Source organism: Bacillus sp. NPDC057893 (assembly GCF_042796455.1).
Classification (GTDB): Bacteria; Bacillota; Bacilli; order Bacillales; family Bacillaceae_G; genus Bacillus_A.
On record NZ_JBHVNG010000001.1, the window covers coordinates 1,021,516 to 1,043,859 of the forward strand.

A 22,344-nucleotide genomic window follows, 5' to 3' on the forward strand; every position below is an offset into this window, starting at 1 on the left:
ATGCGTTTAAGTGAATTAAGTGGCAAAGAGATTGTGGATTTAGAAAGAGCAGAAAAAATGGGAGTTTTAGGTCATGCAGATTTAGAAATTGATGAGAGAGATGGAAAAATACAAGCGCTTATTATACCTGCTGGGAAATGGGGAGGTTTTAAAAGAGAACAGCAAGAAGTGAGAGTAGAATGGAGCAAAATAAAGAAGGTTGGAAATGATATGATACTTTGCGATCTTACGAACCATTCAAGATCATAGTGAAAGATGACCATTTTGGTTGTCTTTTTTTTATCTTTATATAAAGAAGATAAATCACGTGTGCCTTTTGTTTTTCAATCACCTCAAACTCGTACATTACATATGATGTGGAGGAAAAAGAAAAAGTAGGCATTTTTCTTATAAATGAAAGAAAAAGAAGGTGAATTAGGGAATGTTGACTGAGATGCATATTGCTGTCATAGGAGGAGATGCACGGCAGCTAGAAGTAATTCGCAAGCTAGTCGAACTGGACGCGAAACTTTCATTAATAGGGTTTGAACAGTTAGATCATGGCTTCACAGGGGCAGCAAAGGAAAGTATACAAGATTTAAATTTCACTTCTTTAGATGCGATTATTTTGCCGGTTGCAGGGACGAATGCCAGAGGAGAAGTAGATACTATTTTTTCAAATGAAAAAGTTTCCATAACGAAAGAACAAATTGAAAAGACGCCAGAAAACTTCACTATATATTCAGGTATTGGTACACCTTACTTGGAAAATCTCGTATCTACTACAAATCGCAAACTTGTAAAATTATTTGATCGTGATGATGTTGCAATCTATAACTCTATTCCGACCGTAGAAGGTACACTAATGATGGTTATTCAACATACTGATTACACAATTCATGGATCGAATGTAATGGTTTTAGGATTTGGTAGAACTGGTATGAGTGTTGCAAGAGCTTTTCAATCATTAGGAGCACATGTCAAAGTTGGAGCGAGACGTTCGGAACATATTGCTCGTATTACAGAAATGATGTTTTCTCCTTTTCATATGCAAGACATAGAGAAAGAAGTAGGTAATATCGATATTGTTATTAATACAATTCCGCATCTCGTTGTGACAGCGAATGTTATTTCAAAAATGCCAGCTCATACGCTAGTTATTGATTTAGCTTCTAAGCCAGGTGGCACGGACTTTCGCTATGCGGAGAAGCGTGGAGTGAAGGCACTATTAGCACCTGGTCTTCCTGGGATTGTTGCACCGAAAACAGCAGGACAAATATTAGCGAATGTTCTTTCTCAGTTATTAATAGCAGATGCAATCGCAAAGGAGGATGATGAGAAATGAGTTTGAAGGGAAAACGAATTGGTTTCGGATTTACAGGCTCACATTGTACGTATGAAGAAGTTATGCCACATTTAGAGAAGTTAATTGCAGAAGGTGCAGAAGTACGTCCCGTTGTTTCTTATACTGTCCAATCAACAAATACTAGATTTGGCGAAGGGGAAGAATGGATTAAAAAGATCGAAGAAATAACAGGGTTTAAAGCAATTAATTCAATTGTCGGAGCAGAACCACTCGGACCAAAAATCCCGCTAGATTGTATGGTAATTGCTCCTTTAACTGGAAATTCGATGAGTAAATTTGCGAATGCGATGACAGATTCTCCAGTATTAATGGCAGCAAAAGCGACGCTTAGAAATGGAAAGCCTGTTGTGTTAGCTGTTTCGACGAATGATGCGTTGGGGTTAAATGGGGTAAATCTAATTACACCAACAAGGTGACGACAAAGCGCGAACGCTTATATGTCGCCATCTTGAGGGAGCTTAGGGTAAAGCACAAGTTCGAAATCATCGAGTCTTTGCCACTTTTCTTTCTTATAAACAGCCTTTTCTAAAACCGACTTTAGGAGGCTGTTTTTCTTTTTCGGATCATCTGTTTTGAAGTACAGGTCAAGAACATGCTCCACTTGAGGTATTGTATCTTTCTTTACTTTTTCCTTTTTTATTTCTGTTTTAATTTCTTTCTTTAAGTTTTCCATCGTTGAAGTAATTTCATTAATACGATCGGAAATTACATTTGAACGTTCTAAAAACATATCGACAGTGTAAACGCCACGCTCTAATAAATCGTGTAAATTATTTTTTTGTTTTTGGACATCCACTAATTCTTTCTCAAGCTTTCGTAATGCGACCTCATTCATTTGAATAACTTGCGTTTCTTTCAATTTGTCATCTTGCTTATGTTTTTCAAAGTCAGCTTTATAATCGATATACCATTCTTTTAAAGCCTCGAGTAAACGTTTCTCAATTAATTCAGTATAGCTGGATTTGTTTTCGCAACCACGGTGCTTACAATCCATCGTTTCCTTTCGATTTTTCGGATAACGTTGAACCATACTATAACCACATTTACTACATTTAATAATGCCAGCTAGAGGGTTTTTAATGCCATTCGTATTGTAAGGAACATGATATCTTGAGTTTAATTTTTCTTGCACTTGCTCAAACAAGCTTTCGGGTATGATAGGCTCATGTTTTCCGTCAGCAATAATCCAATCAGATTTATCTTGTCTTGCACAGCTACGTTTCACAGCATCAGGATGCTTTATTTCTTTTCGTTTTTGCCATGTTACTTTTCCGATATACACATTGTTCTTTAATATATCCAAGATGCTATAAGGATTCCAATCATTCCCTAACTTACTTTTGTAGCCAAGGTCATTTAACTTGTTCCTAATTGCACTAGCACCCATATCCTCATTTGCATACCAATCAAATATCAACCTTACAACAGAAGCCTCTTCTGAATTAATCGTTAAAGTACGCTCTCGCTTATTTAAACGATGGATATCATATCCGAACGGTGCATGTGTACCAAGGTAATTCCCAGCCTCTACACTAGCAATACGGCCTCGTTGCATACGGCGTGTAATAATCTTTAACTCCTTACGTGCCATAAACGCTTCAAATTCGCTGTATTCTTCGTCCCACTCATCATTAAGGTCATAAGTCTTCCTAGGTGTCATAATCTTCGTATTCGAGCGTTTAAACGTCTCTAAAATGATTCCTTGCTCTTTCATACCACCACGACCTAAACGGTCCATATCCATACAAAGAACAGCATCATATTTGTTATCTTCAATTTCTTCAAGTAGTGCTAACATCTCAGGCCGTTTCACTAAGCTCTCACCAGAAACGATTTCCTCACGGACAGCTAAAACATTTAAGTTCATTTCCTTGGCAATTTTCAGCAGGGTAGAGCGGTGCTTTGCTAACGTTTCGCCTTCGCCGCGTGCTTCAGCTTCTAGGTCAGCACGAGATTTACGTAGGTAGATTGCGGTTTTCATAGCGGGAGAACCTCCTTTGTTTTATTCATTATATAAAAAATCATACGAATAAATATATATATTTTGAGTTCAGAATAAAAACGTATGTTCGTTTTTGCGTAAAAATAAAAGGCGTGAGGATATCAGCCTTTTATTTTGGAGTATATTAGTGATATTGGATAAGGCTGGTTTTTTTTAAGGGAATATTATTGTATAGTAACAAATTTCTTAAAGAATTCCTTACGTTTTGCCTTATCATACACGTATGGATCGTTAAACTTTTTGACCCAAGATTTGTCTTCAACTTTTAAATCTTCAATTTTAAAGCCTAAGTATGTATTTAAAGATTTTCTATCTAAGTTGATACTGTATGTTTTTCCTTCAAATGGAACAGTCATTTTTACAACATCTAAATCTGGAAATTGTCTTAGTAATCTTGCAGGTTCACTTACAAGCATTTTTTCAATAGCATCTCCAGTTGAAAAATACTGTTTATATTGTTCTTCTGTGACATTACTATCTGGTTTTGCTGATTTAAAAGCTGAAAATGAATCATGGAATGTAATTTCTGCTTCTTTTGCATTCAATTTCATATCTTTAATAAAAGCATTGCCCTTAATGTTTTGAGCATAAGCAACAAAAGCATCTTCACTGATTTCTACCTGTTTTGGTTGTTCTTGTTGCGTTGTTTCATTTTTCTTTGTTTCATTATCTTTATTGTTTGCAGTTGTTTTTACATTTTCAGTAGAAGTTGCTTCCTTCTTTTCCTGTGGCTTGTAAGTTGAAACTGCTATAATAAGAAAAATGATAGCTAAAATAGAGGCAATACCAGTGAATTTGAAAAACTTTTTGGCATTTTGTTTTTTTCTAATAAGAAAAACAAATGATGTGACTAGTAAAACTAATGCAGCTAAAATTGTTAATAAGCATAATGTTGAAAATAGAGCATTCATTTTTAGTTCTCCTATTTTTAATTTATGTATTTAATTATTTTAATGTATTAAATGATTTTAAGCGAGCAAAATTTCCTGGAATTCCATAAATTTCTGCTATTTCTCGAGTTGAGAGGGTAGTATTTTGATGTTCAGAAATCATTTCATCAGAGAGTAGGAGTTCGACTGCAAATGTATTTGCTCTAATTTTTAATCAATCTACAGAAAATAGAGTTTTATTTCTTGAAAATGGAGTATTGGTTTTGGGTTGTAATAGAGCATACCAAAATTAAAAACTTTAGATTACTACAAAAAAAATTCTGAAATTGCTTTACCTTTTTCGAGTTGTTTAATTACTTGCTTTGTTGCAACTTGCTATTTTATCTTGATAATCAAGTGCCTGTTTTTTTGCGATCGGATTGTCATCCATTTGTTCTAATTGAGATAACGCAGAACGTGCTGTATCGCAATCCATTTTTTCAATTTCTTGTCTCTCGAATCGTTCACGGCGAGAGGCTGCCGCCCTATCGAAAGCTTCCTCTTTCTCTTTTGGATCAGCGGCTTGAAGTTTTTTTATTTGCTCCTCCTTGAATCGCTCCAATTCGGGTCCTTCTATTTTTGGTGCTGATTGATTACTGGAATCATTTTCGTCGAGTTGTTTTTGTTTTTCTTGATTCTGATGTTGTTCTGCTTTGGCTGCTTGTTCTTGCTTCGCTTTTTCTTCTGCTTGGCGTTGGACTTCAGCTTCTTGACGTTGTTGTTCTTCTTGTTTTACTTTTTCTTTTTCTTCTACCTGACGTTGTTCTTCTACATTCTTTGTTTCTTCTTGTGCGTGTTGTTCGTCTTCTTTAACTGGATTGTTAGTATCACAACCAACTAGTCCAATAGATAAAAAGAGCGCTGTAAATGGTACTAGGTATTTTTTCATTATTAATCCTCCATAAGTTAATAGAATTACGCCTGCATTCTTAATAAACGTAAGTTTTTAAACGAGCGAATCCTCCAGGAATCCCATGGGTCTCCGCAATTTCTTGAATAGATAAACGAGTATCTTTATAAGCAGAAATCATTTCATCGGTAAGTAACAATTCTACAGCAAATGTATTTGCTTCGATTTCTAAGCGATCCACTGAAAAGAAGGTTTGGTTACGCAAGAAGGGGGTATTTGCTTTAGGATGAAGTACAGCATGACCTAATTCATGTGCACAAACAAATTGTTGAGTAGTTTCGTTAATTTTATTATTAATATGAATGAATTTAAAGCGTTTATAAGTGTTGTAAAAACCAAGAGTATTCCCAAGGTCTTCAAACAACACTATAATATTTTTTCGTCTAGCAATTTCAAATGGATTTGTTGTTGCATGTTTTTCTGCGATTTTGAGTGCGTATTCTTTAATTTCCATTTCTCGCTCCGTTCAATCTTTTTTGTACTTGTTTGGAGTGAATTTTTGTTTTGCTAATTGTTTTGCCATACGCATGGAGTTCTCCAGAGAAATACGAATCATTTCTTTTGTATGTTCGTCTATTGGTTCTCCGTCAAACATTAACGCTTCATCGCTGTTTTCTAGCTCTTCTAAGGTTTTTTCTAAATCACGTGCGATATCACGTTCTTCCTTAATCGATAATTTAGATGGATTATTCGATATCATTTCTTTTGTTTGTGTTCTATCTAATAAATAATCTGTTGATACCTCAAAAAAGTCTGCGATTTTCTTTAAAGTATCATAATCTGGTTCACGCTGACCTTGCTCATAATTAGCCAATTTTCCTCTTGAAAAGCCCAAGCGATCAGCAAGTTCATATTGACTTAGTTTTTGTTTTTTTCTAAGTTCCGAAATTTTTTTTCCAAGCATAAATTCTTCCTTCTTTCTAAATAAGAATAGGCGCTTTTTATTAATTATAGAAACGTTTAGTTTCTAAATCTACAAAGGAAACGAAAAGTTTCTAATAAATATTGACAGAAACGTTTCGTTTCTATATATTGGAGGTATAAGGAAACGAAATGTTTCTTTTGGAGGTGGCATTTTGAATAAAAAAAGAAATAAAATGATTGAATTTAGAAGTAATCAATCAAGACTAATCGTAGCAAAGTATTTGAAAATTACGCCTCAAATGCTAGGGGCAATTGAACGTGGCGATAGGACGCCTTCATTAGAATTAGCTAAAAGAATAGCTGATTTTTATAAAACTACAATTGATAATCTTTTTTTTAGTTAAAAAGGAAACGAAGTGTTTCTAGGGGGTGAGAAAATGCCATCAACTAACATGGCAGTACCAACAGATCAGTCGCATAAACATATAAAAAGCACTTCAAGAGGTGACACCATGAGCCAACAAGAAGAATATGCAGCGACTTATGAATTTGGAAAAACGAAAGTCCATGTTGTGGCTCCTGAGCCGAAAGCGCAAAAGGATATTGATAAACTCCTTCAAGCATATTACAAGGCTGGTTGGGCCATTATCAAAGAAATGCAAGTGAAAGAAAACATTGAGGAATAGTTCCTCTCTTTTTACATGAAAAATAGACAAGTTACATATGTACTAAATTCATTGTAACCATTTGAAAACTAAATATGGAGGCGAACAGATATGGGAACAAGCATATACTGCAATTCAGCAATAGGGGAATTATTACAGAATGCTAGAGAATGTTGTGATAATGTTCAGCTGAAAACGAAGAAAGGGTTATCTAAGTACCTTGGCATTACACATGAACGTTTAACTCGTATTGAATCTGGACTTTCTAAACCAGAATTTGAGCTTGCGATGGATTGGTGTCATGCAACAGGAGCAAATTTGAATCAACAAGCGATTAAACATATTTATGGTGTTGGGTTACCGCCTACAGATCCACGCTTAACCCAAGATGTAAATCTACAATTGATGAACTACATTAAGCAAGCTGAAGAGGGCATTGCGGCAGCGAAGGAAATTATGAATTTACAAGTTACAACTAGATTATGGAAGCATGATGAAAAAAAGAAACATGAATACGCAGTTCATGCAAAAGAAATCTTCGATACAATCCAAGCTACTCAATGTGTAGTACAAGCTCTTGAGCAAGTGCATTTTGGCATTATGGAACAAATACAAAGAAGTTGGTTGCAAAAGGCTATGTCAGAGAACGTTATTATTCAATCGGTGGATAGCTTAATGTCTTTAACAAAAATGCTGTAAAGGAGGAAGAAAAATGACAGTAGATTATAAGCAACCTAGCTTAAGAGAATATAAGGAGTTAATTCGCTATGATGCAAAACTAACTGGTGAAATTAAAATAGCGCAAATACTTGGTGAGGATTCAAATTCAGTGGAGTTAAAGCAAGAGAAGAAGTTAGTGGGGATTCGAATCAAAATTATCGAAGCATCATTCATTTTAAAACATAAATGGGCAAAAGAAAAAGCTACCGCCTAGACAACAGTAGCTCTGTAAAAAATTCTCTAAAGCAATTATAACATTTTATTAATCGTTTGGACAAGCCACTGTGCTTGTCGTTATGACCAGAAAGGGATTGTTCCTCCCATCCCCTTAAATGATTCCTATTTCTGGTTGTAACGATGCGTACAGCATCAACTCAAATAGAAAGGAGATGTAATTCATGACATATAAAAACGATCGTCTTCATGATCTAGTTCTTCCAGGAGATTTTTCATTCGCGAATAAACTTCATAACTGTATGGCTGCATGTATTCATAACATGTTTAATGCAGAATCAACCGAAGAATCAAATCACTGGGAAGAAGAATTGGAGCGATGTATGAAAGAATTTAAAATGCTTCGTGATACAAAAGAAGAACATGAGGCATCGATGAGTTATCGTGTAGTGATTAAAGATTTAAGAGCAAGAGGAGTTAACGCCTCTTTAGTAACACGTAGAAAATAAAAAATCTATCACTTGGCAGAGTGATAGATAAATGGTTTTGCAAAAGATCTTAGGATTAATTATATCAAATTAGCATTCGTATAACAACGGAGTGTGTTGCTGAACCCTAAGGTATTTCAGCAAGCGACATCAGAGCAACACCTAATTTACTTAGTAAACCAATATCTCAAAACAGGATACAAGAATTATCGCTTATTACGTGTAGAGGACGGATTTGCGATATGTAAACGGGAGGATGAATAATATGGCAGTTTATAGACCAGTACACGTTTCATTTTGGCAGGATTCATTTGTTTTAGATCTTACACCGGAGGAGAAGTATTTCTACTTATATTTGATGACAAACAGTAAGACGTCTCAATCAGGAATCTATGAGCTTCCACTTCGTATTATTGAAACCGATACAGGATATAACCGTGAAACTGTTATGAAGCTACTAGAACGTTTTGCTGAGTACGGAAAAATTAATTACAACCAAAAAACAAAAGAGTTGTTCTTAATCAACTGGTTGAAATTCAATCCGATTAAAAATGTAAACATTGAAAAGTGTGTATTAAAAGAGATTCAATCTGTGAAGGACCAAGATTTTTTAGCTGATTTCTATGAAACATGTTTGCAATTAGAACGTGAACAAGATTTCAAAATCCCTCGTATTAAGGAGTATTTATCAATCCGTTTGGAGGGGCTTATAAGGGGCTTCCAAGACCCTAGCAAGGAAGAAGAAAAAGAAAAAGAAGAAGAAAAAGAACAACAACAAGAAGAACGCGCAAGCGCGGAAGAAGTTGTTGAGGTTAATCCGATTTCTTTTTACGAACAAAACTTCGGACTGATTACACCTTTTATTGCAGATGGTATTCATGCATGGGTAGATGATTTAAATGCAGAGCTTGTTGTAAAAGCTATGGAAATCGCTTTAGAGAAAAATACAAGAAACATGAATTACGTAAATACGATTTTAAGAGATTGGCATCTTAAGGGATTGAAAACAATAATGGACGTTGAGGCAGCTGATAAAGCATTTCGTACTCAGCGATTAACAAAAGCGCAGCAACAGACACAAGCACCTTATCAACAAAAAGGCTTATCGGAATCTACTAAAAACGTAATACAGCAGCAAGAATCATGGGAACAAAACATTCCAACGGATGAAGAACTTGCAGCGTTTAATCAAAAAAGTGGGTGGATGGTTCAATGAGTAACGATATGATTCGTAACACAGAAGCTGAACAAAGTGTTTTAGGTAGCATTATCCAAGAAGGCGATTTAATTAAAGATTGCCAGCTAAAGGCAAAACAGTTTTCTTTACCAACACACCAAGTGATTTTTAAAGCGATGAGAGAGTTAGAGGATGCTGAGGTTCCAATAGACCTTGTCGCTCTCATGGGGAAATTCGATGAAAGCTTTATGAATCAGATTGGCGGAATTGAATTCTTTGTAAACCTGACAGAAGTTGTAACAACAACTAAAAACTTCTCGTATCATGAAGGTTTAGTGATTGAAGCTTGGAAGATGCGACATGCTCAAGAGGTTGCTGGTAATTTATATAATCGTCTTCAGCATGAAAGAGATATGAGCGCTATTAGTACATCGATAGATGAATTAAGCGCCATTGAGGAGACGGGTTATTCAGATGAATTTAACCTAAAGGAAACCCTAGTTGATCTGTATAAGAACATGCAAATTGATGTAGGGGATTTAACCGGTATACCAACTGGTTATGACGACTTAAACAGAATGACCGCAGGATTGCAAGAAGGTGATTTAATTATTATCGGTGCCCGCCCTTCGATGGGGAAAACAGCATTTGTATTAAACATTGCATTCCATGCAGCAAGCGCTCATACAGCAACAGGGGTCTTTTCTCTAGAGATGGGCGAAGAACAGTTACTTAAGCGTATGATCTCAAGTACTGGAAATATAGATGCTACGAAATTAAAGAACCCTAAAAAGCTATGTAATTTAAAGGATTGGGAAAAGATTAGTCAGGCTATGGGCTTGATAAATGATTTACCATTAGAAATTTACGATAAAGCAAATGTAACGATGCAAGAGATTTACGCAAAGACTAGGAAATTAAAGCGTAAGTATCCTGATAAAAAGGTGCTAGTCGCAATTGATTACTTGCAGCTTATTGTAGGTGATTCGAAGCATAGAGGAAACCGCATGCAGGAGATTGGGGAGATTAGTCGCAAGTTGAAACTTATGGCAAGAGAGCTAAATGTATGTGTGGTTGCATTATCACAATTAAGCCGAGCTGTTGAAAGCAGACAGGATAAACGCCCATTACTATCAGATTTACGTGAGAATGGTCAAATTGAGCAAGATGCGGACTTGATCGCATTCTTATATCGCGAAGATTATTACGACCGTGAAACAGAAAATAAAAACATAACGGAAATCATTTTAGCGAAACAGAGAAATGGTCCAGTTGGTGTTGTTGAATTAGCATTCATTAAAGAATTTAGTAAGTTTGTAAATTTAGAGCGGAAGTTCAATCACCAACAGGAGGCTTAATCATGTTGTTACGTCAGGAAGTAGAGCGTAGAAAACTAGCGATCATTCGTAAATTATTGGGATTAGGATTAGCTGAAATTAACGGACAAACATTAGATCAGCTAACGTTAACGCAGCTTGAAGGAATCTTAATTGCAAGCTTGCAGGTATTGGAGGGAAAGAACAATGCCAAAGCAATTAACAATTTTTGACGTGGAACCAGTTGTATCATTTGATCCTAAGAAAGCTCATATTAACCGTTTGAATTCAAAATTACGGTATGCAGATGTGGTTGTAAAAATACCACGTCATGCCAAAGCGATTGATGAATTAAAACCAACGACAGCGCCTGATAAACGTTATGAGTTATTTGAAGATTACACAATTGGAATTTGGCGTTATAAGCGAGCGGAGGATAAAGAATTTGTATGGGAAGAAGCAGAAAAAATGTGTAAGCAAGCACGGGATGAAAAAAAGCCGATTCCAATACGGCTTCATTTATCACTTGAACAATCATTTGTTCCAGAAAATGTTGTGCGATATTTGTAGACAAACAAAAAAGCCGAGATTGCTCCCGACTTACTTCGACAAAGTAATTATAACATATGGGAGTGATCTTGGTGGGAATCAGAAAAGAAAATCTTGTAGAAATGACAGCTGAAATAGATTTGAAAATAAACGGAATATATGTTGTTAAAAATGGTCAAGTCCAACTAATAGAACCACCTCAAGGTGGATTTGGTGAACAATCATTTGTATATCAAAGTGGGAAAGTAATTCGTATGGAAGAACGAAAAACACAGTTACTTTAATCAAATTTGAATTTTATTAAAAAATTGGACTAAAAGCATCGATAATGAGATGGGAAAAAGAGCATCATCACTGAAATAAAAAAGCCCTGCACACAGGGCGTATAAAAAGATACCTTAGCAATAACGACGATTAGGGGGACGTATTAGCTAAGGTATCTGGATGGATGGCTGCATACTAAGTATGCAATCAAGAGCATTGTTGAATGTATTGGGTTATTCAACACGTTCAGAATAACACGAAATTTCTGCTAATTCATCCGGTAAATTTATCCTAAAAATATTCGGTAGGATTTTTAGGTCTAAAATATGTTCATAAATTATAACAAAAGCGTTATTTTAACTGAAAGAGCATCCAACCTTTATTTAAAGGCTCTTTGATTTTAACTTCAGATGTGTCTCTAATTGAATAGTTATCACGAAAATTTACAACAGCAGAAATTTTTTGCTTTTTATTATCTGCCACATGTCCACATAGGTGGATTTCATGTGTTCTATATTCTTCGGAAGGTTCAACTTTTTTAATTATAATATCAAGATCCTTTTCTTTTTTAAAGTAACCGATAGTTACTAGTTTAGCAGTTTTACTTACTTCCGGCCATTCTTCACTGTATTCTTTTGGAACGAATTGAGATGAAACAAAGTGTATAAATAAAATGGGGATAGTAATAAAAGCTATACATACAATGCCATAACGTAATAATTTTCTTTCCACAAACTGTCACCTACCAATGGTGTTTTGTTTAATCAAGTTAACAATCTATATATTAAACCATTATTAACCAGGAAGACATTCTTTTAGGTGACATTAGTATTACAAATTTGTAAGGTTTATTAGAAAAATTAGCTTAATGGAAAGTTGAATAAAATAGTTATTTAACCATAAATGAATAGAGCACACAAATATGTGTGCTCGTAGAAGAAATGTAATCAGAATGTCTCATGAGAAGCAAAAAAATGTAATCAGATTTTCATGAGTAAATTTTTAATATTGTATGCCTTAATTTGATTTATGAAGCATGTCACTAAAGAAAATCATCGAGTGGGATTTAGATTTAATTTAAACAAAATCCTTATTTAAAAACAAGAATCCCTAGAGTTAGGGCTCTAGGGATTCTTGTTTTGGTATATCTCACACGGTTTTATAAAAAGGTTAGAACATACTGAAGATAACATATGAATGTTTCATAAATGTATCGAAAAAGTGAACAAAATTGCTATTGCAGAAGTAGCAGAAATGAAGTTTCTAATAGTTAAGTACGTAAAAGGTGTTATTTCCAGCGGATAAAATGCGCGTGGGGCACCTAATCATTATTTTATCGGAGGAAAAGAATATGTTATGAACTTGGTTGAATGAAAAAATGAAAATTTTACTTTAAGCGAAGTTAATGAAATATATTTTTGGGGTTATATCAATGATTGTTATCTCGATGGACACTTTAACTTTATAAAAGTCCTAGAAGAAAAACACAACTATGAGGAATAGTAAGCTATAAAAGTGAACAAAATCGTTATTTTGTACATCAAGGTAGTCAGCGCAATTAACTAATGGCTTGTTGAAAAAAAAGAAGCCCCGCAGGAAATGTTACAGGGCTTCAAAAGGTTGAGTTATGCCATACTCACAAGGGGTTTTAACATGAATATTGTGGTAAACAAACCGGTAAATGTGTCCAATTGATTTAAAGATATTATTTTAAACAAAAACGCTATTTTATAAAAAAAAGAACCCTAGTTTCCTAAGGTAATGGTATAACAGCTCAATATATTTTATTCTTTTATATTTTAACGTAATATTACGTTGAAAACATCAGGTAAATGTAACCAATTGCAGAAAAAGAGCAGCTAGCAAAAGCTAGCTGCTTAATACAGAGAAGAGAAGAGAAGAACTACAGGGACAGTTAAATGAGTTCTGGCTTATCGCCTGTGTATAGTATTTGCGAATTATTAAATTTTATTCAGGAGGGATGGATTTGAAAAGATATCGCGTCGAATTTACTGAAACTAAATCTTATGAAGCATTTGTGGAGGCACCTGATTTAGATAAAGCAATTGATAAAGTACGTAATGGTCTTGTGGAGGATGAAGAACTAATTGAAAAAGATGTAATTATAGATGAGATGTACTTACAGAATAAGAGCAGCTAGCAAAAGCTAACTGCTCAGTCTTGAAGAAGATTTAAATGGTTACAGTACATTAAAGATGGGTTATCTATAGTATGGACGGGATATTGAGTTTTATTCAGGGGGGAGAAGGAAGTGAATAAATTTAAGCTGTCCCAACTTGATTTTGGTCTGCAACATCAGCATCAAATGTGTTTGTTGCGCTAACACCGCTAAAGGTATTAACGACAAATCCAACATTTGAGGAGCCCGAACCATTATAAGCTTTCGTATTTTCTTTCGGAGATACGTTATAAAAATCCCCTAAATTGAAAGAACCAGCACTATTTTGTACGACAAGGTTTGCTACAACTGATGGCATAGTACTCACCTGCTTTCCTAGAAAGTATTTAAATTAGCATATGGTGTATTCGTCTAGAGGTTCATTTGGATCTAAGAATTCGAAGTTATGGTTTGTGAAGATTTTAATGAAATAATCCTTTTGTGGGGAAAAGGACTTTATAAAATAGGTACAATTCACGTTTAGATTATTTTTGAATGTAATATAGGTATCAAGAGGAGTGAAACGCTCCAAAATGGAAATGAGAGACGTTTGCATGAAAGGGATGAGAGGAATGGCAAATGCAAAGAAAAAGAAAATAAGAAAAGCTATCGCTCGTCGTGCGATAGACGTTGATAAATACCAAGTTAACAAAGCTTGGAGAAACATCTTTGTGCAGGCTGGTATTATCAAATAAATGAAAACAGAATACAGTCCGGCTAGAAAACTAGAGGATACCAATTTTTAGAGCAGCAATAGAGCTGTTTTAAGAAATGGTGTCCTTTTTATTTTGAAAAGGGAGATGGAGAAATGAAGGTGCTAAGGGATCAATTGCGTGAGTGGAATAAGCAATCAAAACAAGCGAAGAAGAAAAACAAGAAAAAACAAAAAGAGAAATTAAGCACTCGTGGCATTGAAGATTTAATGGGTATTCACGGACCACGTTATGAACGTAGACGTGGAGCTTTAAGACAAAAGTAATTAAAAAATAAAAAGGGGTGGTCTTACATGACTAAACAATTATCTTTCTTACCAAAAATCGATAGAACGGCAACACAAGAGGAATTAGAAGGCGTGTTGGAAAGTGTACGTATACATAGACAATTTGGGATGATGCGTAAAGAAATGAAAGTCACTCCTTCTTATGAAATGCGCGAGCACGGTCCTACACATGCAGTTGGTAAGCCATTAGAAGATGTTGCCATAGCGAATATTCAACAAAGTAAACGTGAAGAATGGCTCGAAAGAATGTCATTACGTATTGATCAATTTCTAAATCGATTAGGAAACGGACGTGCAGGAAGTATCCAAAGGGATATTATTTGTAAACGTTATTTAGAAGAAGAGGATGTATGTGATTACATGGTTTATAACGAAATCGGAATGTCAGAGCGTACTTATCGCCGTTGGAAGTCTAAAGCGTTTTATAAACTAGCTTTTGCACTTGGATTAGAAGTTTACGAGACAGAAGAGACTGGAGGTAATGAATAATGAATTTTGTTCAACCAATACGTAATCCAGAGCAAATACAACAGATAAAAGAATATTTGAAAGAAAAGAGTGACCGTAATTATATCTTATTCGTGATGGGAATTAATACAGGGTTACGTATAAGTGATATTTTAAAACTAAAGGTTGGAGATTTAAAAAGCAGCCACATCTCAATGCGTGAAATGAAGACAGGTAAGCAGAAGCGTATACAGATTACAACAGCACTAAAGAGAGAACTTAAATGGTTCAATGAAAATAGAGAAGATGATGAGTACCTATTAAAAAGTAGACAAGGGAAGAATCGTCCGATTGGTCGCAGTATGGCATATAAGATATTAAGTGGAGCTGCAGCAGAGTTTGGATTAGATGAGATAGGGACGCATACTTTGAGAAAGACGTATGGGTATCACATGTACATGCAAACCAAAAACATAGCATTACTTATGGAGATATTCAATCACTCGTCAGAGAAGGTCACGTTACGTTATATAGGTGTAAATCAAGATGCAATGGATAAAGCAATGACTAGGTTTAAAATCTAATCACTGCTTATTTCTTTTTAAATCTAGGGTATTGCAGTATTTTGGAAAAACTCATGCTAAGAGTATGCAAGATTTTATACAGTTCTAGTAACAAACAAGAATCCAAAAACCGTGCTAGGATAGGAATGTATAAAAAAGTGCATAGATCCATAGAATAAAAAAAGAAGGTTTCTTGGTGAGAGTACGGTTTCCTCCCTTTTCCTTGCTACCGATAATGAGACGTTATGTTGACTAGGGATGTATTTAATATTCATTAATTTTTTAGTACTCACTATAAATTTAATACAGTAAAATGGGAATATAAGGTAATATAAATAAGATACATAGGAGGATTCGATGAGACAAATAAAATTCCTGTTTGTTTTAATAATCCTTATATTAGGAGCTTGTTCTAATGATAAGTGGTTTACCCTTAAAGGTGAGAGTGAAAATTGGATGGGTACGTACCAAGGCTATACATATGATGAAAATAATGAAGCAAGTGAACTTACTCTAATTTATAAAGGGGATCCTTCAGAAATTAAAGGTAATATTGAATATAAATATGAAACTGATGGTAGTCGAAAAGGGGACGGAAATGTTTTACTAGATCAAAACTCTATTAAAACTAAAATAATTTGTGAAGGTTGTACCATAACTAATAAAAATGATGTAATAAAGATTACTATGAGTTGGAATGATAAAATAGAAACCTTTAAACTACAATCTAAAAAGTAACTTCCGCTTTCGATAATTATGTAAATAAGCTGTCCACATGGGCAGCTTATTTTATTTTTCCGCATAGCGTAGGTTATTTTACAAAATGTTGGTGGTATCCCTATACAGTTACTCATAATTTTCGTACTGTGTAACCCAAAAGAGAAAGTTAAATGAAATCAATGATATCAAGGGATTTAGCGAAGGGGGCAGTTACACACAATATAAGATATGGGTAAGTGAATAGATAATTTAGTTTTTGGTATATCTTAATTTCAAAATACATTATAATTGATTGTATTAATAATAAGGAGTGGGAATATGAGTTTTGTATCAGTAGTTGTATCAGAGAAATTTATCACAGTTATGTCTGATGGAATGCAATCAATAGAGGTTGATGGGAAATTTATTGAATTGAGTTCTGACTATAAGAAATTCAAAAAAATTTCCGAGAAACAGTTTATTGCATTTACAGGGAGTGCAGAAATCTGCACAAATATAGCTAATAAGTATAAATTCAAATATGAGTCGTATAACTTGGAAGAAGTAGTGTTAGAGATTCAACAAGAATTGTTACAATATCCTCGTAGTGAAACTAAAAATCAATTTATTGTGGGTGGAATCCAAAATGGGAAGATATTGGCCTATACCATAAAAAATGATGGGGAAGGGCCAAAACTAGTCGATTCTGAAAATGGTATTCAACTAGTGCATATGGCAGGTAATCATTTACAAAATAAAGTTGAAAGAAATCTGATAAAGACATTTGATAAGTATTTGAAACAAGTTAATTATAATTCTATTATTGCGCAGACAATGCTTAATAATCTTGTAGCCGATAATGATCCGACTGTTAATAAAAATGTAAGACACTTAGTAATTGAATTATAAAGTAGCCTAAAAAAGGCTGCTTTTTTTATTTAACCATTTGTGGTACAAGGGAGGTAGGTGAATTGTAGTTGGCGAGAAAACGTAGTTCAGACCGTGATAAAATATTTGAAATATAAAGAGCGAGTAATGGTAAAAACCACTTATTGAGATAGAAAAGGAATTAAATTTAAAACCATCACAAACTAGAAAGTAGAAATTACAAAATAGATGGGATGCATAAAGCCATGGTGAAAATTAAAATGCTATCTTTATCTTATTCTTTTTAATTGTATACAGTTAACTATTTTTATTGTGCTATGTAACTCGAAAAGAAAGCTTTATGAAGTTATGAATATCACGGGCTCTAGCGTTTGTCGTATTTACACAAAATATAAGATATAGGTAATTCGTTGAAAAATATTGTAATATATGTATGTACTTGAAATTTATACGGGGTGAGAGAATGTGGAATCAATTTAATAACCAAATATTAGATGAAACAAAATTATGGAGATATATGGGGTTTACTAAGTTTTTAAGCCTTATAGAATACGGTTTATATTTTTGTAGAGCAGATAAGTTTGAAGATCAATTTGAAGGTTCACTTGCGGTTAATGATCAAAAGAGGTGGTTAAGCCATATAGAAGACGCAAAAAGACATTTAGACTCTCCAGAAATTGAGGAGAAAATGGAGAAATTTAAAAGGGTAATTAAAGAAACAACTTCCATGGATGCAGAAGAAATGAGAAAGTATGTAGTAATTAATTGTTGGCATATGAATGAATATGAATCAGAAGCAATGTGGAAATTATATTCTCAAAGTAGTGAAGGGATAGCCATTCAAAGTACATATGGAAGGTTGAAAGGCTGCTTGGATATAGAAGGAATTAAGCAAGAGAATTGGATGCAAAATATCTTTATGGAACCAGTTAGATATATTGATTATAATGTCGATACTACATCTGATATGCCTGATCATATTGCACCATTTCTTCATAAACGAAAATCATTTGAACATGAAAAAGAGTTAAGGGTTTTAATTTCACACCCTGCTGCGAAAACGTTTAAGCAGGAACATGTTTATGAACAGGGGAAAATTGTAAGAGTTGATTATGAAAAATTAATTGAAAAGATATATATAGCTCCGACTTTACCAGGATGGTTTGCGATTCTAGTTAAGGATGTACTAAAAAGATATGGGTTAGAGAATATTCCAGTTGTACATTCAACATTAGATGAACCTGCTATATTCTAGTGGCAGAGACGTGACCGCTTTTTGGCAGTAAATGTGCCGGTTGTTTTGGAATTAACGTGATATATTTGTATTGTGAGAAGTGGCGGAAAACATTTCTCACAAAATTCCTTATAACTGAAAATGGATCGTCATAACCGGTGGCGATGGTTGCAGATTGAATTAATAGTTGTTTCTTGATTTCATATTCAATTGTAATTCACGTTATGTATACGGAGAAGGGCTTTTGCTCTTCTTCCAGTTACTTAATATTATTGGACCAGATAAATGTAAACAACATTAGGTGATTGGAAGAAGAAAAAAACTTCATTTACCGTAATTGAAGTATAAATTAATACTTATCGAAAAAGCATCCGTTCGGTTGCTTTTTATTTTATAAGGAAGTAACTCTAATGATTGCTTATTTATGGTAATATGAATGAAAAAAGGATGGTGGATGAATGGCATTAGGATTAAGTTTAATTGTATTAGGAGTTTTAATTATCGGTATAACTACGTCCTATATAATAAGGAAAAATGGGGATATAAGTTGGATAGAAGTCCTTGCATTTCCTATAGGTTTAATTCTAAGTATGATACTCGGACACTTTGAGTTACCAGAGTTTTTAATATTAATAGGATTAGTATGTATTGTATTAGGTAGCCTTATGACAATAGGGATCAGTATTATATAGAAAAATTAAGCGCAGAGAGCATCTAAATAGGATGCTTTTTTATTTTATAATTCTTCTTCTTAATATCCATTAAGCTTGATACCCAGACATATAACATTCCTATTGCAAGTATAAAACTTAGCCAGTTAAATGTATTGTCAATAATATATATTGAAATGAAGATCGAAGAAAAATAAATGAACAATGGAATGAATATGTATAGGTCACGTTTTAAAGATTTTAAAGTTTGCATTATGTTCACCTCAATTTAATGTTACATTGAGGTATTTCAAGTAGCAATACTTATTTTATAAAGGGATTACCGTAAGGAGTGAATAGACAAATGAAAATAACTAAACAAGAACAATCAGTTGTGATTGGTACATTCATTTCAATATTGGGTGAGCAAGTAGTAAATGAACATATTAATCCTGACAAGTTAGAGAAGGCAAGTATAATTCATAATGAGCTACATGATAACACAACGCCAAAGCAAAGAAGAGAAGCGATAATTAGTTTGCTTGATAAAACAATGGATGTATTCCTTGAAAGTAAGGAGTGAGGATAATTGGACAGTGTTTTAAACGGTAAGATTGCTGTGATGGGTCTTATACCTATTGATAAGAAAGCGTATATCAAATACCTTAAGCCGCACGAGAAAGCGTACAAGAAGGCTGGGATTGATGTTAATCGATTCAAGTACTACAAACTGTATGGCGAGAACCACATGCTTTATTCTGTAGAATATCTGGAACAAACATCAATAAAAGAATTACTGGAAAGAGATAAAGGTAATAAAGTACGTTGGGTAAAGACGGATGAATGAATATAAAACCAAACAACAGAAGCGTAAGTTCTATGATAGTGGTGAGTGGAAGAGTATACGGGAACAAGTAAAGAAGCGAGACAACTATGAGTGCCAGGAATGTAAACGTAACGGTCGAGTTCAAACAGATACCAATGAGTATAGTGAGAGTGCAAAGCGTAAGAAGATTCAACTCGTTGTCCATCATATAAAAGAACTTGAACATCATCCAGAACTTGCATTAGAAATAGACAATTTAGAAACAGTATGTGTGGATTGCCATAATAAAGAACACGGTAGAACATTCAAAAAGAAACAGAATAAATGGGAAAATGATGAAAAGTGGTAAAAATGATTCGGCATAAACACCCCCCCGGTTCGAGAATTGGGCTTTTTTTCGTCTAAGGGGCACCGGAGGAGGGGGTTAACTGTCAGGTTTTTTTCGGAAATACGCACGTAAGGGGGGGTGGGTAGATGGCTGTTAGTATTGTAAGGTTAAAGGAACAGCTTATGAATAGTATTGATACGACAGATTTAGTTGAAGTTGAAAAAGTAGAACGCTATATTGATCTAGTTAAAGCATTTCGAAAAATTAATAAAACGATAACTAAAGAAGGGGAATCCGTAACAATTAAAAATGGAACTCAAGTTTTCGTTAAGGCCCACCCTCTTATAAGTGAGAGGAATAAAATTAACAGTTCTTTAATTGCATTAGGGAGAGATATAAAATTTGTTGTTAAGAATAATACCCCTAATGCAGGTTATAGCAAAAGTGATCTTACATGATTAAGCAAAAGTATGTGGAAGAATATACTGAACTTTATCGAAGTGGGAAAGTAAAGTTCAATAAAGAAAGAGAACTGTTAATTGAATATCTAGAAAAACATGTTTTAAACAGAGACGATTTGTATTTTGATGATGAAATGATTGAGGATTGTATCAACTTCGGTGAGAAGTGGTATTTTCCATTGCAGCCATTTCAAAAATTATTAATAGCATTCGTCTTTTTATTTTATAAGAAAAATGGACGTGTATTTTATCGAAAATTCCTATGGATGTTAGGTCGTGGCGGCGGTAAAAACGGTCTGATTTCTGTTATTATTCACTTTTTAATTAGTGAATTACATGGCATTCCAGAGTATAACATTTCAGTTGTAGCGAATAGTGAAGAACAAGCAAAAACAAGCCCTGACGAAGTTCATAAATGTGTGAAGAAGAATGAGGTCTTGAAAAGAGCCTTTAAAACAACGTTAACTCAAACAGTTTCAAAGGCTACTGAAAGTGTACTGAAATTTAGGACTTCAAATGGAGATACAAAAGATGGTTTGCGTGATGGTGCGGTTGTATTTGATGAAATACATCAATACGAAAGCAATAAAGATGTCCGTGTTCATATCAGTGGTTTAGGGAAAAAGAAAAACCCACGTGAATTTTACATTGGTACAGATGGATATGTTCGTGACGGTTTTTTAGATAAGCAAAAAGAAAAGGCAATGAAGGTATTAAACGGCGAAGCACGTCCGAATGCTGTCTTTCCTTTTATTTGTAAATTGAATGAAGAAAATGAAGTAGATGATCTTGATAATTGGGAGCTTGCGAATCCCATGTTATCTAAGCCTTTAAGTGAGTATGCTGAAGGGTTACTTGAAACAATTAAGGAAGAATATGAAGATTTAGAAGACGACCCGAGTAATAGAGAAGAGTTCATGACAAAGCGTATGAACTTACCTGTTACTAATTTAGAACGCTCTGTTGCAAAGTGGTCAGAAATTCTTGCTACAGACCGACCGTTTCCAGATTTACATGGACAAGAATGTATTGGTTCGTTGGACTTTGCAAGTATCCGGGATTTCGCAGCGTGTGGTCTTTTATTTAGGCAATCTGGTGATTATCTTTTTAAAACACATTCCTTTGTACGAAAAGAATTTGTTGATATTTATTATGGATATTCCAAAAAAGCAGGTGAGTTCAAAAAACAGAAGTTTGCGCCCATAAAAGAATGGGAAGAACAAGGTTTATTAACTGTTGTGGACGAGCCAACTATCAATCCTCAACACATCGTTGATTGGTTTGTAAAAATGCGTGAACAATATGGTGTTAAGAAAATTATTGCCGATAACTTCCGGATGGAAGCGATCAGACCTTTATTAGTTGCAGAAGGATTTGAAATAGAAGTTATAAGAAATCCTAAAGCAATTCATAGTTTATTAGCACCGCGGATTGAAATGGCATTTGCAAATGAGCAAATTGTTTTCGGCGATAATCCTCTTATGCGCTGGTATACACAAAATGTATTGGTTGTAATTAAAGGTGACGGAAACAAAATGTATGAAAAGAAAGGACCGGTGCGAAGAAAAACTGACGGATTCCAGAGCTTTGTGCACGCTCTTTATCGAGCAGATGAAATACAAGAAGCAACTGACTTTATATTAAGCGATATTAAGTTCTAATAAAG

General features: G+C 34.3%; 33 protein-coding genes and 2 pseudogenes. 27 read left to right on the top strand and 8 right to left on the bottom strand.

Features of this window, described 5'->3' with window-relative positions:
- The 3 genes and pseudogenes from ACFVQC_RS05590 to dpaB form a co-directional block, all read left to right on the top strand.
- Nucleotides 1–249, top strand: a complete 249-nt coding sequence (locus ACFVQC_RS05590; RefSeq protein WP_002014571.1) for a YlmC/YmxH family sporulation protein — start codon at nucleotides 1–3, stop codon at nucleotides 247–249.
- A gap of 172 nt (nucleotides 250–421) precedes the next feature.
- Complete coding sequence (gene dpaA / locus ACFVQC_RS05595) at nucleotides 422–1,324, top strand: dipicolinic acid synthetase subunit A (RefSeq protein ID WP_002146112.1); 903 nt, start codon at nucleotides 422–424, stop codon at nucleotides 1,322–1,324.
- Nucleotides 1,321–1,746 (top strand): annotated as a pseudogene (gene dpaB, locus ACFVQC_RS05600) (dipicolinate synthase subunit B); the annotation flags it as partial. The gene dpaA and the pseudogene dpaB, both read left to right, overlap by 4 nt.
- A 32-nt stretch (nucleotides 1,747–1,778) precedes the next feature.
- Here the strand turns inward: dpaB and ACFVQC_RS05605 are convergent.
- The 6 genes and pseudogenes from ACFVQC_RS05605 to ACFVQC_RS05630 form a co-directional block, all read right to left on the bottom strand.
- Nucleotides 1,779–3,326, bottom strand: a complete 1,548-nt coding sequence (locus tag ACFVQC_RS05605) for a recombinase family protein (RefSeq protein WP_377897581.1) — start codon at nucleotides 3,324–3,326, stop codon at nucleotides 1,779–1,781.
- A 185-nt stretch (nucleotides 3,327–3,511) separates the two neighbouring features.
- Nucleotides 3,512–4,258: a hypothetical protein gene (locus ACFVQC_RS05610; RefSeq protein ID WP_377897582.1), complete on the bottom strand. Its 747-nt coding sequence runs from the start codon at nucleotides 4,256–4,258 to the stop codon at nucleotides 3,512–3,514.
- Between the two features lie 34 nt (nucleotides 4,259–4,292).
- Nucleotides 4,293–4,520, bottom strand: a pseudogene (locus ACFVQC_RS05615) (ImmA/IrrE family metallo-endopeptidase); the annotation flags it as partial.
- Nucleotides 4,521–4,586: 66 nt separating this feature from the next.
- Nucleotides 4,587–5,165, bottom strand: coding sequence for a hypothetical protein (locus tag ACFVQC_RS05620; RefSeq protein WP_377897583.1), 579 nt, complete (start codon nucleotides 5,163–5,165; stop codon nucleotides 4,587–4,589).
- A 40-nt stretch (nucleotides 5,166–5,205) separates the two neighbouring features.
- Nucleotides 5,206–5,640 (bottom strand): ImmA/IrrE family metallo-endopeptidase, encoded by a 435-nt coding sequence (locus tag ACFVQC_RS05625; RefSeq protein WP_377897585.1) that lies wholly within the window; start codon nucleotides 5,638–5,640, stop codon nucleotides 5,206–5,208.
- A 12-nt stretch (nucleotides 5,641–5,652) separates the two neighbouring features.
- The gene (locus ACFVQC_RS05630; RefSeq protein WP_078177820.1) at nucleotides 5,653–6,090 is read right to left on the bottom strand and encodes a helix-turn-helix domain-containing protein; all 438 of its coding nucleotides are present in this window, start codon (nucleotides 6,088–6,090) and stop codon (nucleotides 5,653–5,655) included.
- Between the two features lie 172 nt (nucleotides 6,091–6,262).
- On the opposite strand from ACFVQC_RS05630, the gene ACFVQC_RS05635 reads away from it, so the two are divergent.
- The 10 genes from ACFVQC_RS05635 (at nucleotide 6,263) to ACFVQC_RS05680 (ending at nucleotide 11,423) form a co-directional block, all read left to right on the top strand.
- Nucleotides 6,263–6,454 (top strand): helix-turn-helix transcriptional regulator, encoded by a 192-nt coding sequence (locus tag ACFVQC_RS05635; protein WP_377897586.1) that lies wholly within the window; start codon nucleotides 6,263–6,265, stop codon nucleotides 6,452–6,454.
- Nucleotides 6,455–6,487: 33 nt separating this feature from the next.
- Complete coding sequence (locus ACFVQC_RS05640; RefSeq protein WP_377897588.1) at nucleotides 6,488–6,736, top strand: hypothetical protein; 249 nt, start codon at nucleotides 6,488–6,490, stop codon at nucleotides 6,734–6,736.
- A gap of 90 nt (nucleotides 6,737–6,826) precedes the next feature.
- The gene (locus ACFVQC_RS05645; protein ID WP_377897591.1) at nucleotides 6,827–7,414 is read left to right on the top strand and encodes a sporulation sigma factor-processing peptidase; all 588 of its coding nucleotides are present in this window, start codon (nucleotides 6,827–6,829) and stop codon (nucleotides 7,412–7,414) included.
- A 13-nt stretch (nucleotides 7,415–7,427) separates the two neighbouring features.
- Entirely contained in the window at nucleotides 7,428–7,649 is a 222-nt protein-coding gene (locus ACFVQC_RS05650; RefSeq protein WP_012261573.1) for a hypothetical protein, read from the top strand.
- A gap of 184 nt (nucleotides 7,650–7,833) precedes the next feature.
- The gene (locus ACFVQC_RS05655) at nucleotides 7,834–8,118 is read left to right on the top strand and encodes a hypothetical protein (protein WP_264539025.1); all 285 of its coding nucleotides are present in this window, start codon (nucleotides 7,834–7,836) and stop codon (nucleotides 8,116–8,118) included.
- Nucleotides 8,119–8,362: 244 nt separating this feature from the next.
- Entirely contained in the window at nucleotides 8,363–9,313 is a 951-nt protein-coding gene (locus ACFVQC_RS05660; protein ID WP_377897593.1) for a DnaD domain-containing protein, read from the top strand.
- Entirely contained in the window at nucleotides 9,310–10,632 is a 1,323-nt protein-coding gene (gene dnaB, locus ACFVQC_RS05665) for a replicative DNA helicase (protein ID WP_219919703.1), read from the top strand. The genes ACFVQC_RS05660 and dnaB overlap by 4 nt, the downstream gene beginning before the upstream one ends.
- Before the next feature lie 2 nt (nucleotides 10,633–10,634).
- Entirely contained in the window at nucleotides 10,635–10,823 is a 189-nt protein-coding gene (locus tag ACFVQC_RS05670; protein WP_016109007.1) for a hypothetical protein, read from the top strand.
- Nucleotides 10,798–11,160: a cell division protein SepF gene (locus ACFVQC_RS05675; RefSeq protein ID WP_377897594.1), complete on the top strand. Its 363-nt coding sequence runs from the start codon at nucleotides 10,798–10,800 to the stop codon at nucleotides 11,158–11,160. The genes ACFVQC_RS05670 and ACFVQC_RS05675 overlap by 26 nt, the downstream gene beginning before the upstream one ends.
- A 71-nt stretch (nucleotides 11,161–11,231) precedes the next feature.
- Entirely contained in the window at nucleotides 11,232–11,423 is a 192-nt protein-coding gene (locus ACFVQC_RS05680; protein ID WP_000512853.1) for a DUF3954 domain-containing protein, read from the top strand.
- A gap of 331 nt (nucleotides 11,424–11,754) precedes the next feature.
- On the opposite strand, the gene ACFVQC_RS05685 is transcribed toward ACFVQC_RS05680, so the two are convergent.
- Nucleotides 11,755–12,135 (bottom strand): phosphoglycolate phosphatase, encoded by a 381-nt coding sequence (locus ACFVQC_RS05685; RefSeq protein WP_219919701.1) that lies wholly within the window; start codon nucleotides 12,133–12,135, stop codon nucleotides 11,755–11,757.
- A gap of 1,255 nt (nucleotides 12,136–13,390) precedes the next feature.
- On the opposite strand from ACFVQC_RS05685, the gene ACFVQC_RS05690 reads away from it, so the two are divergent.
- Entirely contained in the window at nucleotides 13,391–13,564 is a 174-nt protein-coding gene (locus tag ACFVQC_RS05690; protein ID WP_002144262.1) for a hypothetical protein, read from the top strand.
- Nucleotides 13,565–13,685: 121 nt separating this feature from the next.
- Here the strand turns inward: ACFVQC_RS05690 and ACFVQC_RS05695 are convergent, their stop codons facing one another.
- Nucleotides 13,686–13,901, bottom strand: coding sequence for a spore germination protein (locus ACFVQC_RS05695; protein WP_078177833.1), 216 nt, complete (start codon nucleotides 13,899–13,901; stop codon nucleotides 13,686–13,688).
- A 253-nt stretch (nucleotides 13,902–14,154) separates the two neighbouring features.
- On the opposite strand from ACFVQC_RS05695, the gene ACFVQC_RS05700 reads away from it, so the two are divergent.
- The 13 genes from ACFVQC_RS05700 to ACFVQC_RS05760 all read left to right on the top strand — a co-directional run bounded on the left by ACFVQC_RS05700 (nucleotide 14,155) and on the right by ACFVQC_RS05760 (nucleotide 22,339).
- Nucleotides 14,155–14,277 (top strand): DUF3983 domain-containing protein, encoded by a 123-nt coding sequence (locus ACFVQC_RS05700; protein ID WP_085960919.1) that lies wholly within the window; start codon nucleotides 14,155–14,157, stop codon nucleotides 14,275–14,277.
- A 113-nt stretch (nucleotides 14,278–14,390) separates the two neighbouring features.
- The gene (locus ACFVQC_RS05705; RefSeq protein ID WP_377897596.1) at nucleotides 14,391–14,561 is read left to right on the top strand and encodes a hypothetical protein; all 171 of its coding nucleotides are present in this window, start codon (nucleotides 14,391–14,393) and stop codon (nucleotides 14,559–14,561) included.
- A gap of 27 nt (nucleotides 14,562–14,588) precedes the next feature.
- Nucleotides 14,589–15,071, top strand: a complete 483-nt coding sequence (locus ACFVQC_RS05710) for an ArpU family phage packaging/lysis transcriptional regulator (protein WP_002142886.1) — start codon at nucleotides 14,589–14,591, stop codon at nucleotides 15,069–15,071.
- Nucleotides 15,071–15,613: a site-specific integrase gene (locus tag ACFVQC_RS05715; protein WP_002142885.1), complete on the top strand. Its 543-nt coding sequence runs from the start codon at nucleotides 15,071–15,073 to the stop codon at nucleotides 15,611–15,613. The genes ACFVQC_RS05710 and ACFVQC_RS05715 overlap by 1 nt, the downstream gene beginning before the upstream one ends.
- Before the next feature lie 336 nt (nucleotides 15,614–15,949).
- Entirely contained in the window at nucleotides 15,950–16,330 is a 381-nt protein-coding gene (locus tag ACFVQC_RS05720; protein ID WP_377897599.1) for a hypothetical protein, read from the top strand.
- A gap of 300 nt (nucleotides 16,331–16,630) precedes the next feature.
- Nucleotides 16,631–17,200, top strand: coding sequence for a hypothetical protein (locus ACFVQC_RS05725; protein WP_377897601.1), 570 nt, complete (start codon nucleotides 16,631–16,633; stop codon nucleotides 17,198–17,200).
- Nucleotides 17,201–17,642: 442 nt separating this feature from the next.
- The gene (locus tag ACFVQC_RS05730) at nucleotides 17,643–18,434 is read left to right on the top strand and encodes a hypothetical protein (protein WP_377897604.1); all 792 of its coding nucleotides are present in this window, start codon (nucleotides 17,643–17,645) and stop codon (nucleotides 18,432–18,434) included.
- A gap of 437 nt (nucleotides 18,435–18,871) precedes the next feature.
- Nucleotides 18,872–19,105 (top strand): hypothetical protein, encoded by a 234-nt coding sequence (locus tag ACFVQC_RS05735; RefSeq protein WP_377897607.1) that lies wholly within the window; start codon nucleotides 18,872–18,874, stop codon nucleotides 19,103–19,105.
- A gap of 322 nt (nucleotides 19,106–19,427) precedes the next feature.
- Entirely contained in the window at nucleotides 19,428–19,646 is a 219-nt protein-coding gene (locus ACFVQC_RS05740; protein WP_377897609.1) for a hypothetical protein, read from the top strand.
- Nucleotides 19,647–19,652: 6 nt separating this feature from the next.
- Nucleotides 19,653–19,910 (top strand): hydrolase, encoded by a 258-nt coding sequence (locus ACFVQC_RS05745; RefSeq protein WP_377897611.1) that lies wholly within the window; start codon nucleotides 19,653–19,655, stop codon nucleotides 19,908–19,910.
- Nucleotides 19,903–20,238: an HNH endonuclease gene (locus ACFVQC_RS05750; RefSeq protein ID WP_377897613.1), complete on the top strand. Its 336-nt coding sequence runs from the start codon at nucleotides 19,903–19,905 to the stop codon at nucleotides 20,236–20,238. Before ACFVQC_RS05745 ends, ACFVQC_RS05750 begins: the two co-directional genes overlap by 8 nt.
- A gap of 125 nt (nucleotides 20,239–20,363) precedes the next feature.
- Nucleotides 20,364–20,675 carry a P27 family phage terminase small subunit gene (locus ACFVQC_RS05755; protein WP_340851450.1) on the top strand — a complete coding sequence of 104 codons (312 nt, stop codon included), beginning with the start codon at nucleotides 20,364–20,366 and terminating at the stop codon, nucleotides 20,673–20,675.
- Complete coding sequence (locus ACFVQC_RS05760; RefSeq protein WP_377897615.1) at nucleotides 20,672–22,339, top strand: terminase TerL endonuclease subunit; 1,668 nt, start codon at nucleotides 20,672–20,674, stop codon at nucleotides 22,337–22,339. Before ACFVQC_RS05755 ends, ACFVQC_RS05760 begins: the two co-directional genes overlap by 4 nt.
- Nucleotides 22,340–22,344 lie beyond the last annotated feature (5 nt).